We start from the raw sequence: 15,469 nt of genomic DNA on the forward strand, positions 1-15,469 counted from the left end.
TTCTTGGCGTATTCTTGCCAATGAATGGACGAAGGGCCGGATTGTACAACAAAACACCGGTAAATGACGGGTTTCAAAGGCATCAAACGGCGGTTCGTTTTGACTTCCCCTACCCCCGGTGGCACCTTCCTGTCAGATTTTAGACTGCGGCCGCGATGTCATTGATTGTTCTGACTGCGCAGCCTAATAGGAAACCCCGGCCTGCCCTACGCGGTCGGGCAAGAATTGAATTTGAGAGGTAACATGGTACGCAAGGTCACCAAGGCGATTTTCCCCGTTGCGGGATTGGGCACGCGTTTTCTCCCAGCGACAAAATCCGTCCCCAAAGAGATCATGACACTGGTTGACCGTCCTTTGGTTCAATACGCAATCGACGAAGCCCGCGCCGCAGGTATTACCGAATTCATCTTTGTAACTTCGCGTGGCAAATCTGCGCTGGAAGATTACTTTGATCACAACCTCGTTCTGGAACAAGAGCTCAAGGCCAAGGGCAAGGATGACCTGCTTGAAGCGCTGAATGCAACGAATATGGAAAGCGGCGCCATCGCCTATATCCGCCAGCACAAGGCGCTTGGTCTGGGCCATGCGGTCTGGTGCGCCCGCCGGCTGATCGGCGACGAGCCATTTGCCGTAATGTTGCCGGATGACGTCATTGCTGCTGATAAACCCTGTCTGCAGCAGATGGTCGAAGCCTATGAGGAAACCGGCGGCAACATGGTCGCAACGATGGAAGTGCCAAACGAAAAAACCAGTTCCTATGGCGTTCTGGATGTAGGCGAAAACGTCGGCTCCGTGGTACGCGCCAGAGGAATGGTTGAAAAGCCCAAGCCGGAAGAAGCCCCCTCGAACCTGGCCGTTATCGGTCGGTATATTCTGGGGCCGTCAGTGCTGTACAATCTCAACCAAAAGAAAAAGGGCAGTGGCGGTGAAATTCAGCTGACCGATGCTATCGCAGAAGACATCTGTAACGGTGTGCCCGTGTTTGGCTATAAATTCGACGGTCAGCGATTTGATTGCGGCTCGAAAGCCGGGTTCCTTCAGGCAACTGTTGCCTTTGCTCTGGCCCGTAGCGATCTGCGTGATGACCTGAGCCAATATCTGAACGAGATAGTCGCCGCCGGGAAGGCCGCTCAATAGCGCCCGCAACCTTCAGCATGTCGTTTCTAAAGTGACAAAGTCCAAGAACCTTCGAGGCAAGCCGCAATGACCACCATCCATCCCATCATACTCTGCGGAGGGTCCGGCACCCGACTGTGGCCCCTGTCGCGCAAAAGTTACCCCAAGCAGTTCGTCCCTCTGATCGGTGATTCAAGCCTGCTTCAGGATTGTGCTGAACGAATGCAGGGACCCAAGGACGCGCCTTATGCCAAGCCGCTGATCCTTACCAATGATGCATTCCGTTTTGTGGTTCCGGAACAACTGGGCGCGATTGGCATAGATCCGGGCCCCATTCTGATCGAACCCGAAGGGCGCAACACAGCACCAGCGGTTCTGGCCGCCGCGTTGTATCTGGCCGCCAGCAACCCGGATGCGATCATGCTTGTCGCCCCATCGGACCATGTCATCCCGGACAAAGCTGCTTTTCATCAGGCAGTTACCGAAGGCGCGCGCGCGATTTCGGATCGTGGGGATCTCGTCACTTTCGGGATCACTCCGGACCGGCCGGAAACCGGCTATGGATATCTCAAGCTCAGCCATGCCCCAGATACGGGCAACACCGCCATTGCGCTGGACCGTTTTGTCGAAAAGCCTGATCTGCAGAATGCCCAAGCCATGATCGCCGATGGCAGCTATCTTTGGAATTCGGGGATATTTCTGTTCGCGGTCAAAGACATAATAGCTGCATTCAAAGAACATGCGCCCGCACTGCTGGACCCGGTCGGCAAGGCCGTCCGTGAGGCAAAGACCGACCTCGGGTTTCTGCGCCTCGACCCCCAAGCCTGGGGCACGGTCGAGGATATCTCGATCGACTATGCGGTCATGGAGAAAGCCAGCAATCTGAGCGTCGTGCCCTATGCGTCGGGCTGGTCGGATGTCGGCAGCTGGTCGGCAGTTCAAGAGCTGAGCAATCCAGACGCCGATGGCGTTGCCACCACGGGCCAGGTTACCACCATTGACTGCCGGAACGTATTGGTGCGTTCAGAAACCCCCACGCAAGAAGTTGTTGCGATGGGTCTGGAAAACATGATCGCGGTCGCCATGCCCGATGCGGTTTTGGTGGCCAGCATGGACAAGGCTCAGGACGTCAAACAAGCGGTTGCGGCCCTGAAGGCCAAAGGTGCCAAACAAGCGGAGTCGCTGCCGGTCGATCATCGCCCTTGGGGCTGGTTCGAAAGCCTGGTCATCGGGGATCGGTTCCAGGTCAAACGCATTCACGTTCACCCCGGCGCCTCACTAAGCCTGCAATCCCATCACCACCGGTCTGAACACTGGATCGTTGTTCAGGGCACGGCAAAAGTTACGATCGACGAAGATGTGCGCCTGATCTCTGAAAACCAATCTGTCTACATCCCGCTCGGCGCCGTTCATCGGATGGAGAATCCGGGCAAGGTGCCGATGGTTCTGATCGAGGTCCAGACCGGGTCTTATCTGGGTGAGGACGACATCATCCGGTACGAGGATGTGTACGCCCGCAGCTAACCTTTAGCGGCGATTGGTAAACTTAAGGGCAGCTTCGGCTGTCCTTTTTCGTTGAATCCAGACCTTTGGCTACGCCCCATGGAATCCTCCAAACGTTAGCAAATGATTATTCGAACGTTCGGTCAGATCAGACCGGATTCATCCTGGGCACGGCAATGTAGCGCGCAATGCAATAGTCGGACCGACAGCTACAGGAGGACGCCGCCCGTGTCACAGAACTCATCCAGATTGGATTTACCTTTCCTGCAACCTTCGCAGGCTCAGAAACATGTCACCCATAACGAGGCGCTGCGTGCTCTGGACCTGATTGTCCAGCTGAGCGTAGCGTCGACAAACGCCTCGGTGCCGCCTGCGGTGCCGGAACAGGGCGAGATTCACGCGCTCGGTGCCAACCCTACCGGGGATTGGGCCGCGCAGCCGGGCGCCCTTGCGGCCTGGTTGGATGACGCCTGGCATTTTGTGACCCCGGGAATCGGCTGGCGGGCCTGGGATGAACAGGCCAACCGGTTGAAGATCTGGGACGGCGCAGACTGGTCCGAACCTCAGGTCGCGACCCAGAACCTGGACGGGTTGGGCATCGCAACCGGGTATGACAGCACCAATCGGCTATCGGTCCGGTCGCCTGCGACGTTGCTCAGCCATGACGGGGCGGGGCACCAGTTGAAGATCAACAAGGCAGCGACCGGGGATACCGCCTCGCTTTTGTTCCAGTCAAACTGGGTCGGTCATGCGGAGATGGGATTGTCCGGCAACACCGGTTTTTCCATCAAAGTCTCGGCTGATGGCGGATCCTGGACCGAGGCGCTGAGCTTTGACCCAGCCACCGGAACAGCCTCAGGCTCTGCCATTCAAAACGATGCCGAAGACATCACCGCAGGTCGCCTGATGCGGGCCGACTATGGCTACTGCCCCGGAAACCTGCTGGGCTCTGTGTCAGAAACCGCCGGGGTGCCAACCGGCGCGGTCGTCGAACGCGGATCAACCGCCAATGGCGAATACGTCCGGTTTGCGGATGGTACACAAATCTGCACGGGCGTTCTGACGGCCACCGATTGCGTGAACGCCGAAGGATCGCTGTATTCCAGCGCCGAGACCACCTGGAGCTTTCCCGCAGCCTTTGCGTCCGGAACCTCACCCTCGGTCGGTGGCAGTGGCGGCGCGACAAGCCGGTTTATAGGTTTAGGCGCGGCCACTGAAACACAAGTGCCCTTTAAGGTTCTATCGGCATCGTCGGACACAAGCAGCCTGTCCCCAACGGTAATCGCAACCGGTCGCTGGTTCTGAGCTTTAGACCGTCCGGAGCTGTGCCCAGGCGGTCATTTGGCGCGCAAATCGGTGTCTGCCTGCTCCAGAAACCACGCATAGGTCTCGCGGATACCATCTTCGAGTCCAACGCGTGCGCGCCACCCCATATCTGCCAGTCGGGACACATCCATCAACTTGCGCAGTGTCCCGTCAGGCTTGCTGACATCCTGAGTGATCTTACCCGTGAATCCGGTTGTTCCGGCCACCAGGGCCGCCAGCTCAGCGATTGAGATATCTTCGCCGCATCCCACATTGATATGGCTCAGCATCGGCTGGGTATTCGCGTCGTAGATATCGCGCGGTAAGTCGAGCACAAACAAGGACGCCTCGGCCATATCATCAACATGCAAAAACTCGCGCCGCGGTTTTCCTGTGCCCCAGATCACCACTTCTTCCAGCCCGTCGCGCTGTGCCTCGTGGAATCTGCGGATCAGGGCCGGCAGGACATGGCTGTTTTCGGGGTGAAAATTGTCTCCGGGTCCGTAAAGATTGGTTGGCATAACCGACCGGTAATCGACACCATGTTGGCGATTATAGCTTTCACACAGCTTGATCCCGGCGATCTTTGCAACGGCATAGGGTTCGTTGGTGGGTTCCAGCACGCCGGTCAGCAAAGCGTCTTCACGCATGGGCTGAGGGACAGCCCGTGGGTAAATGCACGAGCTGCCCAGTTGCAGCAAATGCTTTACCCCCGCTGCAAAAGCCTGATGGATCACGTTGCATTCAATCATCAGGTTTTCGTAAATGAAATCTGCGGGGTAGGTGTTATTTGCGTGAATCCCACCAACCTTGGCCGCGGCTAGGATCACCATATCCGGACGCTCGGTCTGCATAAAATCACGCACGGTGGGTTGGTCGGTCAGATCCAGTTCGGAATGCCTGCGCGTGATCAACTCCAGCGCTTCGCCTTCGTCCTTGCGGTTTTGCAAACGGCGCAGGATTGCGCCGCCAACCATACCACGATGCCCGGCAACATAGATCTTACGCATGAGGGCCTCCTCAGCCGTTTTCCAGGCTCATTGGCAGCTCAAACCCGTGCTCTTTCAAAAGCGCGTGACGTTTGGCCGTCTTCAGGTCTTCGGTCACCATCTCAGCGCACATTTCCTGCACGGTCAGTTCTGGTACCCAACCCAGTTTGTTCTTGGCGTTTGAGGGATCGCCCAGAAGGGTTTCGACCTCGGCCGGGCGAAAATATTGTGGGTCTATCCGCATTACGACGTCACCGGGTTTCAATCCCGGGGCTTTGTCCCCCTCGATCGAAACGACAGTCGCGGTTTCGTCAACGCCTGACCCGGTGAATTCCAGTGAAACGCCAAGCTCGGCTGCCGACCATTCAATGAACTGTCGTACCGAATACTGAACCCCGGTCGCAATCACGAAATCCTCAGGATTGTCCTGCTGCAGCATCAGCCATTGCATCCGCACATAGTCCTTCGCGTGGCCCCAATCCCGCAGACTGTCGATATTGCCCATGTACAGGCAACTTTCCAGTCCTTGCGCAATATTTGCCAAACCGCGTGTGATTTTGCGGGTAACAAAAGTTTCGCCCCGGCGCGGGCTTTCGTGGTTAAACAGGATCCCGTTACAGGCATACATGCCATAGGCCTCACGGTAATTAACCGTGATCCAGTAAGAATAGAGTTTGGCAACCGCATAAGGTGACCTTGGGTGGAACGGGGTGGTTTCGCGTTGCGGAGTCTCTTGCACCAGACCGTAGAGTTCCGAGGTCGAGGCCTGATAGAAGCGTGTCTTTTTCTCGAGCCCGAGAAAACGTATCGCTTCCAGCAAACGCAAAGTACCAATGGCATCCACATCCGCAGTGTATTCCGGGGATTCAAAACTGACGGCCACATGGGACTGTGCGCCAAGGTTATAGACCTCGTCTGGCTGCACTTCGCGAATGATTCGCGTCAGGTTAGACGTATCGCTCAGATCACCATAGTGCAGGTGCAGTTTGGGATTGGGAACGTGTGGGTCTTGATAGATGTGGTCGATGCGTTGCGTGTTGAATGAGGACGCGCGGCGCTTAATGCCGTGAACTTCATAACCTTTTTCCAACAAAAACTCGGCCAGATACGATCCGTCTTGTCCGGTAATCCCGGTGATTAATGCCGTTTTTGTCATAGTTCCGCCCTACGAAAACAAATGTGTATGATTGCCGACCCAAAAACAGCAAGAATCCCCGGAATGCAACCCAAGCACGCTGACAGGCATTGAAACCGGCGGAACTTTCTTCGAATGTGTGCGCGCCAAAGGCGGTATTTGTTAAGAAGGGTATTTTAGTATGCGTATTGCGATGATCGGAACCGGCTATGTAGGTTTGGTGTCCGGGGTATGTTTTTCCGATTTCGGCCATGATGTCATTTGCGTCGACAAGGCCGAACAGAAAATTGAGATGCTGCAGGCTGGCGAAGTCCCGATATATGAGCCCGGGCTTGACGTCCTGATGGCCAAAAACGTAGCCGCTGGTCGGCTCAGCTTTTCCACGGACCTGGCCGCAGCAGTGGATGGTGCGGATGCTGTTTTTATTGCCGTGGGCACGCCCACACGTCGCGGGGACGGTCACGCCGATCTGACTTATGTGATGGCCGCCGCAGAAGAAATTGCGCATGCGATTACGGGCTACACTGTGGTGGTAACCAAATCGACCGTTCCAGTTGGCACCAATCGCAAGGTGCATCAGGTCATTTCTGCCGCCAACCCGAAGGCCGAATTCGACGTCGCCTCGAACCCTGAATTCCTGCGCGAAGGGGCCGCCATTGATGATTTCATGCGCCCGGATCGTGTGGTTGTCGGCGTTGAATCAGACCGCGCCGCCGATGTAATGGCGGAAATATACCGCCCGCTTTACCTGCGGGACTTCCCGATCCTGACCACTGATCTGGAAAGCGCAGAGATGATCAAATACGCCGCTAACGCGTTTCTTGCGACCAAGATCACCTTTATAAATGAGATCGCAGGCCTGTGCGAACGTGTTGGCGGCGACGTGAAAGAGGTCGCCCGAGGCATCGGTCTGGATGGGCGCATTGGCAATAAATTCCTACATGCAGGTCCGGGATATGGCGGATCGTGCTTTCCAAAAGACACCGCCGCTCTGGCCCGGATCGGTCAGGAACATGCCCACCCGATGCAGATCACCGAAACCGTCATCCGGGTGAATGACGAGGTCAAGAAACGGATGATCCAGAAAATCCGAGATGTCTGCGACGACAGTTTCAATGGAAAAACGATCGCTGTTCTGGGCGTGACCTTCAAACCCAATACCGACGATATGCGTGATGCGCCCTCGTTAACTATCGTGCCTGCACTGATCGGTGGTGGGGCAACGGTGCGGGTTGTCGACCCTCAGGGGCGTTCCGAAGGTGAGGCCCTGCTGCCCGGCGTCGAATGGTGCGAAGACCCCTATGCTGCTGCTGCTGATGCGGATGTCGTTGTGCTGTTGACCGAATGGAACGAGTTCCGTGCGCTCAATCTGAGCGAACTAGCTGGCACGATGAAATCCCCCCGAATGGTCGATCTGCGCAATATCTATTCCGAACCCGCCGTCAAGAAATCCGGCTTCGATAGTTACGTCGGTATTGGGCGCTGATCTTCGGATCAAGTTTGGATGGCCGATTCAAAACAACCGGCCATCCGTCATTCATTTTGTCAAAACGCCGCCAGATCCCTGAGGAACAGCGCGATACCTGGGAAGTAGATCAGCATAGCCGTCATCAGCGCCAGGATCGCGAAGAACGGCAAAGTGCCCCGGATCACCTCAAGATAAGGTCTGTTGAAAATCGCGATTGCGGTGAAGATATCGCAGCCAAACGGCGGTGTTGCTGATCCGATGGCCATCTGCAGCGTCACCATAACCCCGACAAGAACCGGATCAATCCCCGAGGCATCCACGATCGGAACGAAGATTGGCGTAAGGATGACAAGCACGACCAGCGAGTCGACGAACATACATCCCACGAAGAAGCACAGCGCTATGATGAACAGGATGTATTCCTGCGACGCGCCTTCCAGGTTCAGCGGCTCTAACAGGCCCTGTGGAATCTGTTCGAAGGAAATATACCAAGAAAACGCCTGACCGATCCCGACAAGGATGAACACAACCGCCGTAATCAATCCTGTGCTGAGAGCGGAATCCAAAACGTCGTTGAGTTTCAGTTCCCTATAAATCACGCATTCGACGATCAGCGCATAAAGCACCGAAAACGAGGCTGCTTCGGTCGGGGTCACTGCGCCGGTGTAGATACCGCCGACGATCAGGACCGGGAAACCAAGCGGCAGTATGGCCTTGCGAAACGCTGCGCGCCGCTCGGCACCTGATTTCTTTGGCACCCGCGCGATCAGATCGCCCTGCAGGACGCTGTAGAAATAGCAATAGACCGAAAACATCAGCGCCAGAACAACGCCCGGACCAATTCCTGCAATGAACAGCTCGCCCACGCTGGTATTGGCCAGCGTGCCGTACAGGATCATCCCGATGCTTGGAGGGATGAGGAAGGCGATGTCGCTGGCATTGATGATCAACGCCATGACAAAACTGTCCTTGTAACCGGCCTTCAGCAGCTTTGGCCGCATGATCTGACCAATCGAAACCACGGTCGCCTGAGTCGAACCCGAAACCGAGCCGAACAATGTGCAACTGATGCAGGCCGTGATCGGCAATCCGGCCCGGCGGTGACCGACAAAGGCTTCGATCAGCCCCAGCAGATTATTGGCCGTATGACCTCTCGCCATGATATCGGCGGCGAATATGAACATCGGCACAGCGATCAGCGCGTTTGGCGAAATGCCGGTGACCATCTGCTGGATGATGACGCCAGTATCGCTTTGCGAGAAATGAACAAGGCCAATCAGCGTGGCAACCGCTAGCGGAACAACCATCGGGTAGCTGAGGAACAGCAGAACCACCATCACCATGACCAGAGCAAAGGTGATGACATAGATATCCAGCTCACCAGCTATGACATCGCCAAGGAAATCAAGGAATCCGGGCATCTCAGACTCCTACATCCACTGCGTCATTGTCCTCGACCTCGTACGAGTGCCAGATGCCGACATGAGTGACATTCATGATGAATGCGATCAGATATTGCAGGCTGGCCATAAACAGGCCGACCGGGATCACAGAGTAGATGATATAGACCGGAAACTGCAGAGCCGGGCTCAGACGGTTCAGCTCTTTGATCTCAAGCACGTAGAACACGGACTTGTAGGCCAAAAAGGCCAGCAGCATGCTGGTCGTGATCGAAATCAGCGTCAGGATCACTTTCTTGGACCGACGGGACAGCGTGTCATAAACCGCCGTCATCCGAATGTTCCGACCTTTCCGAACCGCATAGGCAAATCCAAAAAAGGTCACGCTGACAATCAGAAACTGGTTCAGCTCTTCCGAGAAGAACAGGCTTTTGCCAAAGGCGTAGCGGCCAATGGCGTTAGCGGTCGAATTCACCATCATCAACAATATGGCCAGAATGATAACGAATTTCTCGATGAACTCGGTGCCCCTACTCAGGGCGACCAATGCGCTTTTCATGATTTTCCCTCCCTCGGTCCGCCAGTCAGCGTTCCGTAAATGAAAGACGCGACGTCTGAATGAGACGCCGCGCCTTTCAGTGATGTCAGCTTTTATTGCGACGCATTGCTCACCTCGTTAAGCAGGCCGTCGAGGATCTTCTGGGCTTGCGCGCGCGCCGCAGGTTTCTCGGCGTCGTCATAGGCGTTTTCGACCACATCGAAGAATGTTTCATGCAATGTGGCGCTTTGGGCTTCAAAGACAGCGCGCTCGTCCTCGGTCAGGACAATGACCTGCAGATCGGGGCGCTCTGCCTTGATCTTTTCCATGTTTTCCAAGTTGATCTTGATCTGATAGTCATGCGCGGCCTGCTCACCCTTGGCGATAGCGTTCTTGACCATTTCCTGCTGATCTGCAGGCAGGCCGTTGAACCAATCGCTGTTGGTGGAAACAGTGCCGACGTAAGGAAGCTGACCCGGGAAGATTAGGTAATCCTGAACCTCATGCCACTTGGCGTTGTAGATGAAATAGATCGGGTTCACCATGCCATCGACGGTCTTCAACTGCAGCGCGCCATAGACCTCGCCCCAGGACAAAGGCGTCGGGTTGGCGCCAAACGCCTTGAAGGTTTCCACCGGAATGGTCGAAGTGAAGGTACGGATTTTCTGGCCTTCAAAATCCGCCGGGCTGCGGATCGCCTTGTTGGCACCCCAGGCCATGTCACCTTCCGAGATCATGGTGAGCAGCTTCAGGTTCACCTTCTCGAATTTCTCGCTGAGGTCTTCATAGATGGTCGGGCTGGTGGTCAGAACTTCGCGGATCACGTCGATATCACCGCCCAGAACATAGGGCAGATCAAGAACCTGCGCCTCGGGCACATAAGACCCCAGGTGACCGGTCCCCACCGATACGAACTGGACCGTACCCTTAGATGTCAGCTCGACAATATCGTTCTCGGTACCCAACTGACCATAGTAGTAGATGCGCACTTTGATGTCGCCATCAGACTGCTCTTTGACACTTTCGGCGAAGGCCTGTGCAAAGATATCCTGTACGTCGCCTTTGTCCTCTTCCGAGGCGAATTTCCAGGTGTCCGCAAAGGCAGCAGTCGACAGACCTGCCGCGAAAACCGCCGAGGTTATCAGCTTGCTAAAAATGGATGTCATTCTGTTAGTCCTTTCTTGCCCGCTCATGCGAGCCCTTCTGAGATGATGACAAGAGGACGTAAATCCTGCGTCCTCGCCTGCTGGTTGGTTCTCTTGCACAGGGCGCCGTAACCGGCCGCGCCTGACGGCGTGGTCGCGATTCCAAGTGCTGTGACAGCTTCTGCGGCTGCCTGGCCTTCTTCTTCGGAAAGGGTTTCGTAGCTCACGCCGCAGCGCTCGAGCACATCCCAGGCCACGATCGACGGTGCCTTGCAGTCAAGCCGACCCATATTCGAATCCGGCCCATCGCTGCGGGTGGCCCGTCCGGCCAAGTGACTGGCCCGCAAACAGGACGCAGCGCCGGGTTCGACAACGATCAGTTCAGGCTGTTCCGCCCAGTTCAGACGGATCATATGCGACATTGCGGCGGCCAACCCACCGACACCGGCCTGCAGATAGACATGCGTAGGCCACTGCCCCGAAGCCTCGAACCGGGCGCGCAACTCTTCGGCGATGACGCAATAGCCCTCCATCACCAGTTTCGGAATCTCGGTGTAACCAGGCCAGGTTCCGTCGGCCAAAAGCGTGGCACCGGTGGTTTTGGCGTCAGCAATAGCGGCGGCGACGCTTTCGTCATAAACATCGCCCGAACGGACAACCTCGGCACCGAAGGTTCTAAGACGGTCGCCGAACCCTTGTGGTACGGTCTGCGCCAGATGAATTCGCGCCTTTGCACCCATCGCCCGCGCCCCAGCCGCAACGCCCATTCCGTGGTTGCCTGCACTTGCGCAGACGAATGTGTGGCCAGATGCGAATTCTCGAAAAGCGGCATCCTTCATCCGCGTGAGGGAGAGCGTTTCACCGGTATTCTCGAGCCATGCATCCTCGAGAAGGCGTGCAACCGCATAGGGCGCCCCCAAAGCTTTGAACGCGCCAAGCCCCATACGCTCTGTCTCGTTCTTGACCAGAATGCTCTGACCATCAGGCCCCGTGATTTCAATCAGCGGCGATACAGCGTAGGTCTCTTGCCCCTGAAAAAACTCCTGCGCACGGACGAAATCCGGGGCGAAGCTTAGGTCGTCGGTCGCTGTCATGTATTTTTCATCCGCTTTTTCCATGTGCAGAGATTGTGCATGACCGACCTATTTCTATTTATCGTATTTGACCCTAATCTCGATAATATGTTTCAAACCTGCCTCTTCCATCGCGAGGATTTTTCATGAACCAACAACTTGATGATGCAGACACGATAATCCTCAGAACCCTGCAAAGGGATTGTCGAATCGGGCTGGAACAGCTGGCGCAAGAATGCAGTCTTTCTGTTCCCTCGGTGCAGCGGCGGCTCAAGCGGTTGCGAGATTCCGGGCTGATCCTGAAAGAGGTCGCGGTGCTCAACCCGTCGCGCTTTGACTATAAGATGACCTTCATTGTTCTGGTCGAACTTGACCGGGAATCGCTTCAGCAACTCGATCTGTTCCGAAAACGCGCCAGGAACGAGCCGCAAGTTCAGCAATGCTATTATGTGACCGGTGATGCCGACTTTGTTCTTATCTGCGTCGCGCAGGACATGGAGGATTTCGAGGACCTGACCCATCGCTTGTTTTTCGATAACTCGAACGTCCGCAGATTTCGCACATCCGTCGCGATGGACCGTACAAAGATTGGTCTGGAACTTCCGATCTGAACTTGGCGCTTTTGTGCAATTTTTTCTGCTTTAGGGCCTGAAATTTGATGCGAAACACGCAGCCCTATCCTGTAGAACCGATGCAACTCACACGCGGATGAAGAAATGAGCGATTTAGAAAACCGTATGATCGCGCTTCGGCGGGATTTGCACAGGCACCCGGAACTGGGCTTTCAAGAGAAGCGAACCAAGTCGGTTGTCGCTGAACGGCTGCGTGCCCTTGGGATCGAAGTGCACGAAGGCGCAGGCGTTCTCGGTGTGCTTCGATCCGGCGGTGGCAACAAAGCCATTGGCCTGCGTGCTGACATGGATGCGCTTCCAATCACCGAAACCTCGTCCCATGACTATGTCTCTACCTCACCCGGTGTGATGCATGCTTGTGGCCACGATGGACATACAACCATGCTGCTTGGGGCGGCAGAGCGTCTGGCGAAAGAACCTACCTTTGACGGTACGGTTGTTTTTCTATTCCAGCCAAACGAAGAGCACGGCCTGGGCGCGCGCGCGATGATCGACGACGGTGTGCTAGAGCAATTTCCGGTCGAAGAAATCTATGCAATCCACAATTTGCCAGGGGCTCCAACCGGTCAGATTTCGACCCGCACCGGTATTATCTGTAACAGTGAAACCCTGTTCGAGATCACGGTTAAAGGCCAGGGCGGTCATGCCTCGATGCCACAAACCGGCGTTGATGCAATTACCGTAGGGTCCGAGATTGTGGTGGCATTGCAGACCGTGGTGGCACGAAAGCTTGCGCCCGCCTCTGGCGCGGTAGTGTCCGTGACCGAATTCCTGACGGACGGCCAGCGAAATGTCTTACCGGGCAACGCCACTCTCAAAGGAGATTTCCGCGCCAGATCGCCCGAGGACCGCAGCGCCATCGAAGGGTTCATGCGCCAGATCGCCGAGGGGATTGCGGCGGCGCATGGCATTCAGGCCTCGGTCAGCTTTGACACGCAATTCGTCGAGACCATCAACGCCGCTGCCCCGGCCCAAGCGGTCTATCGTGCCGCCGAGGCCGCTGGGTGTGACCTGATCAAGGATCGGCAGCCGATGAGTTTTTCAGAGGATTTCGCCCAGTTTTCGACCGCCGTGCCAGGATGCTTCCTTTTGCTGGGCAATGGCGAGACCGGGCCACATGGCCAACCGCTTCATGCTTCTGACTATGATTTCAATGATGAACTGCTGCCGATCGGAGCTGAATTCTGGGTCCGATTGGTTCAGGACCGGTTGCCCCTGCGAAAGGATCAAAAGTCATGAACGCCCCACGACGTGGTTTTGACCAACAAGAATTCGCAACGCGTACCGCAGCGGCGCAGACAAAGATGGCCGAAACCGGTATGGCGGGCATATTGCTGACAACTGAACCGGATGTGCGCTATTTCAGCGGGTTCCACACGCTGTTTTGGCAAAGCCCGACCCGCCCATGGTTCCTGTTCATCCCGGCATCCGGCAAGCCCATCGCAATCATCCCTGAGATCGGCGCAGACCTTATGCGGCGAACCTGGGTCACAGATATCCGCACCTGGGGCGCACCTGCACCAAAGGATGACGGTATCGGGCTGTTGACCGATCTGCTGGCGCCGCTTGCCAGCCGCGGCGAGACTGTCGGCCTGATGAAGGGCCACGAAACCCATTTACGGATGCCGCTTGGCGATTATGAGCGGCTGTTGGTGGGCCTGAATGGGCTAAAGATCACTGACGCGACCGAGATCGTCCGGGGCTTGCGAATGGTGAAATCCGAGGCCGAGATCGAAAAACTCACCTATATCTGCGCCATCGGGTCGCGCACATTTGAGCAGGTGCCCGAAATCGCCCGCGAAGGGCAGCCGCTTGAGGATGTGTTCCGCTCCTTTCGGCGCGAAGGGCTGGCGCAGGGTGCCGATGATGTTCCGTATTTGGTCGGCGGTGCGGATACGGGCGGCTATCACGACGTCATCTCGCCCCCGTCCCGCCGACCACTGGCGCGCGGCGATGTGCTGATGCTCGACACCGGTTCCAACTGGGACGGGTATTTTTGCGACTTCGATCGGAATTGGGCCATTGGCCGCGCCGATGACGCCTCACGCCATGCATATGATGTTCTTTGGCGCGCGACTGAGGCCGGGATGGCCGCAGCTCGCCCCGGAGCGACTTGCCGAGAATTGTTTCAAGCGATGCAGAAGGTGATCACGGAGCTCGACGATCAGGGTGGTGACGTCGGCAGGCTGGGTCATGGGCTTGGCATGCAGCTGACCGAATGGCCCTCGCACACCAGTTGGGATACAACCGAGATCGCCGAAAATATGGTACTGACCCTTGAACCATCGCTTGGCTATGGCGACGGTCGGGTCATGGTGCACGAAGAGAACATCGTCATACGTGCAAGTGGGGCGGAGCTTTTGACCAAACGCGCCGCGCCTGAACTACCAATCATCTGAGGCCAATCATGAAGCTTGATTTCGAAACAGACGAAGGCATTGGCACCCGCGCCAATCTGGGTGTGATTGTTCTTGAGACTGACGAGACGTTAGAGAACGAATTCTCTCGGATCATGTGCCTAGCTGGTGTCGCGCTCTATCACAGCCGGATTCCGATGGTGCCCGAAATCCGACCCGACACATTGGCACGGATGGAACAGGACTTGCCTGCGACGGCACGGCTTTTGCCACCATCGCTCAGCTTTGATGCAATCGGATTTGGCTGTACCTCGGCCTCGACCGTGATCGGGTCCGAGAATGTGGCCAAGGTGATAAAGACGGTCTGCCCGGATGCACGTGTGACAGATCCGTTGGCGGCAATCATCGCTGCCGGTCAGCATTTAGGAGCCCGACGATTGGGCTTCGTCACCCCCTATATTCCCGAAGTTTCCGCTGGGATGCGCACAAAGCTGGAACAGGCCGGTTTCGAAATCGCAGGTTTCGGGTCGTTCGAGGAAGGAAATGATCGCGTTGTTGCGCGGATCACAGAAGGGTCGATCCTTGACGCTATTGAAAAGGTCGCGGCTCAAGCGCCCTGCGATGCTGTCATTGTCTCTTGCACGAATCTGCGATGCCTTGACGTCATTGTTCAGGCAGAAGAAAAGATCGGGATTCCAGTCATTTCCAGTAATCAGGCGCTTGCCTGGCATATGCTTCGATTGGCCGGCATTGAGGACCTCAACCCTCAGTTCGGACGGCTCTTTGGATAGAGCGAGAAGGGTGTCCG

Annotated in this window: 14 protein-coding genes; 8 read left to right on the forward strand and 6 right to left on the reverse strand. The window is 56.3% G+C overall.

Features of this window, described 5'->3' with window-relative positions; genetic code table 11:
- Positions 1-243 precede the first annotated feature (243 nt).
- From galU to AC2FFB_RS08665, 3 genes are all read left to right on the forward strand, one after another.
- Entirely contained in the window at positions 244-1,137 is an 894-nt protein-coding gene (gene galU, locus AC2FFB_RS08655; protein WP_496693785.1) for a UTP--glucose-1-phosphate uridylyltransferase GalU, read from the forward strand.
- 66 nt (positions 1,138-1,203) lie between these two features.
- Positions 1,204-2,640: a mannose-1-phosphate guanylyltransferase/mannose-6-phosphate isomerase gene (locus AC2FFB_RS08660; protein WP_496693786.1), complete on the forward strand. Its 1,437-nt coding sequence runs from the start codon at positions 1,204-1,206 to the stop codon at positions 2,638-2,640.
- 207 nt (positions 2,641-2,847) lie between these two features.
- Positions 2,848-3,924 carry a DUF2793 domain-containing protein gene (locus tag AC2FFB_RS08665; RefSeq protein ID WP_496874790.1) on the forward strand — a complete coding sequence of 359 codons (1,077 nt, stop codon included), beginning with the start codon at positions 2,848-2,850 and terminating at the stop codon, positions 3,922-3,924.
- Positions 3,925-3,956: 32 nt separating this feature from the next.
- Here AC2FFB_RS08665 and fcl read toward each other — a convergent pair whose 3' ends face one another.
- Both fcl and gmd read right to left on the reverse strand, forming a co-directional pair.
- Complete coding sequence (fcl, locus tag AC2FFB_RS08670) at positions 3,957-4,934, reverse strand: GDP-L-fucose synthase (RefSeq protein WP_496693788.1); 978 nt, start codon at positions 4,932-4,934, stop codon at positions 3,957-3,959.
- A 10-nt stretch (positions 4,935-4,944) separates the two neighbouring features.
- A complete protein-coding gene (gmd, locus tag AC2FFB_RS08675; protein ID WP_142639846.1) occupies positions 4,945-6,069 on the reverse strand; it encodes a GDP-mannose 4,6-dehydratase in 1,125 nt (374 codons plus the stop codon).
- Between the two features lie 160 nt (positions 6,070-6,229).
- Here gmd and AC2FFB_RS08680 point away from each other — a divergent pair, with 160 nt between their 5' ends.
- The gene (locus AC2FFB_RS08680; RefSeq protein ID WP_142639848.1) at positions 6,230-7,534 is read left to right on the forward strand and encodes a UDP-glucose dehydrogenase family protein; all 1,305 of its coding nucleotides are present in this window, start codon (positions 6,230-6,232) and stop codon (positions 7,532-7,534) included.
- A gap of 59 nt (positions 7,535-7,593) precedes the next feature.
- Here AC2FFB_RS08680 and AC2FFB_RS08685 read toward each other — a convergent pair whose 3' ends face one another.
- The 4 genes from AC2FFB_RS08685 to AC2FFB_RS08700 all read right to left on the reverse strand — a co-directional run bounded on the left by AC2FFB_RS08685 (position 7,594) and on the right by AC2FFB_RS08700 (position 11,717).
- Positions 7,594-8,877 (reverse strand): TRAP transporter large permease, encoded by a 1,284-nt coding sequence (locus tag AC2FFB_RS08685; protein ID WP_496689479.1) that lies wholly within the window; start codon positions 8,875-8,877, stop codon positions 7,594-7,596.
- 61 nt (positions 8,878-8,938) lie between these two features.
- A complete protein-coding gene (locus tag AC2FFB_RS08690) occupies positions 8,939-9,475 on the reverse strand; it encodes a TRAP transporter small permease (RefSeq protein WP_271949035.1) in 537 nt (178 codons plus the stop codon).
- A 92-nt stretch (positions 9,476-9,567) separates the two neighbouring features.
- Complete coding sequence (locus tag AC2FFB_RS08695; protein WP_496689229.1) at positions 9,568-10,620, reverse strand: TRAP transporter substrate-binding protein; 1,053 nt, start codon at positions 10,618-10,620, stop codon at positions 9,568-9,570.
- 23 nt (positions 10,621-10,643) lie between these two features.
- The gene (locus tag AC2FFB_RS08700; protein WP_496874791.1) at positions 10,644-11,717 is read right to left on the reverse strand and encodes a pyridoxal-phosphate dependent enzyme; all 1,074 of its coding nucleotides are present in this window, start codon (positions 11,715-11,717) and stop codon (positions 10,644-10,646) included.
- A gap of 101 nt (positions 11,718-11,818) precedes the next feature.
- On the opposite strand from AC2FFB_RS08700, the gene AC2FFB_RS08705 reads away from it, so the two are divergent.
- The 4 genes from AC2FFB_RS08705 (at position 11,819) to AC2FFB_RS08720 (ending at position 15,452) form a co-directional block, all read left to right on the forward strand.
- Positions 11,819-12,283, forward strand: a complete 465-nt coding sequence (locus AC2FFB_RS08705; protein WP_271949042.1) for an Lrp/AsnC family transcriptional regulator — start codon at positions 11,819-11,821, stop codon at positions 12,281-12,283.
- A 105-nt stretch (positions 12,284-12,388) separates the two neighbouring features.
- Positions 12,389-13,543, forward strand: coding sequence for an amidohydrolase (locus AC2FFB_RS08710; protein WP_496713577.1), 1,155 nt, complete (start codon positions 12,389-12,391; stop codon positions 13,541-13,543).
- A complete protein-coding gene (locus tag AC2FFB_RS08715; RefSeq protein WP_496689223.1) occupies positions 13,540-14,703 on the forward strand; it encodes a M24 family metallopeptidase in 1,164 nt (387 codons plus the stop codon). Before AC2FFB_RS08710 ends, AC2FFB_RS08715 begins: the two co-directional genes overlap by 4 nt.
- Positions 14,704-14,711: 8 nt before the next feature.
- On the forward strand, positions 14,712-15,452 hold the full coding sequence (locus AC2FFB_RS08720; protein ID WP_142639862.1) for a maleate cis-trans isomerase family protein: 741 nt from the start codon (positions 14,712-14,714) through the stop codon (positions 15,450-15,452).
- The last annotated feature ends 17 nt before the right edge of the window (positions 15,453-15,469 follow it).

The sequence above is a fragment of the Ruegeria sp. YTSA219 genome (assembly GCF_059609985.1).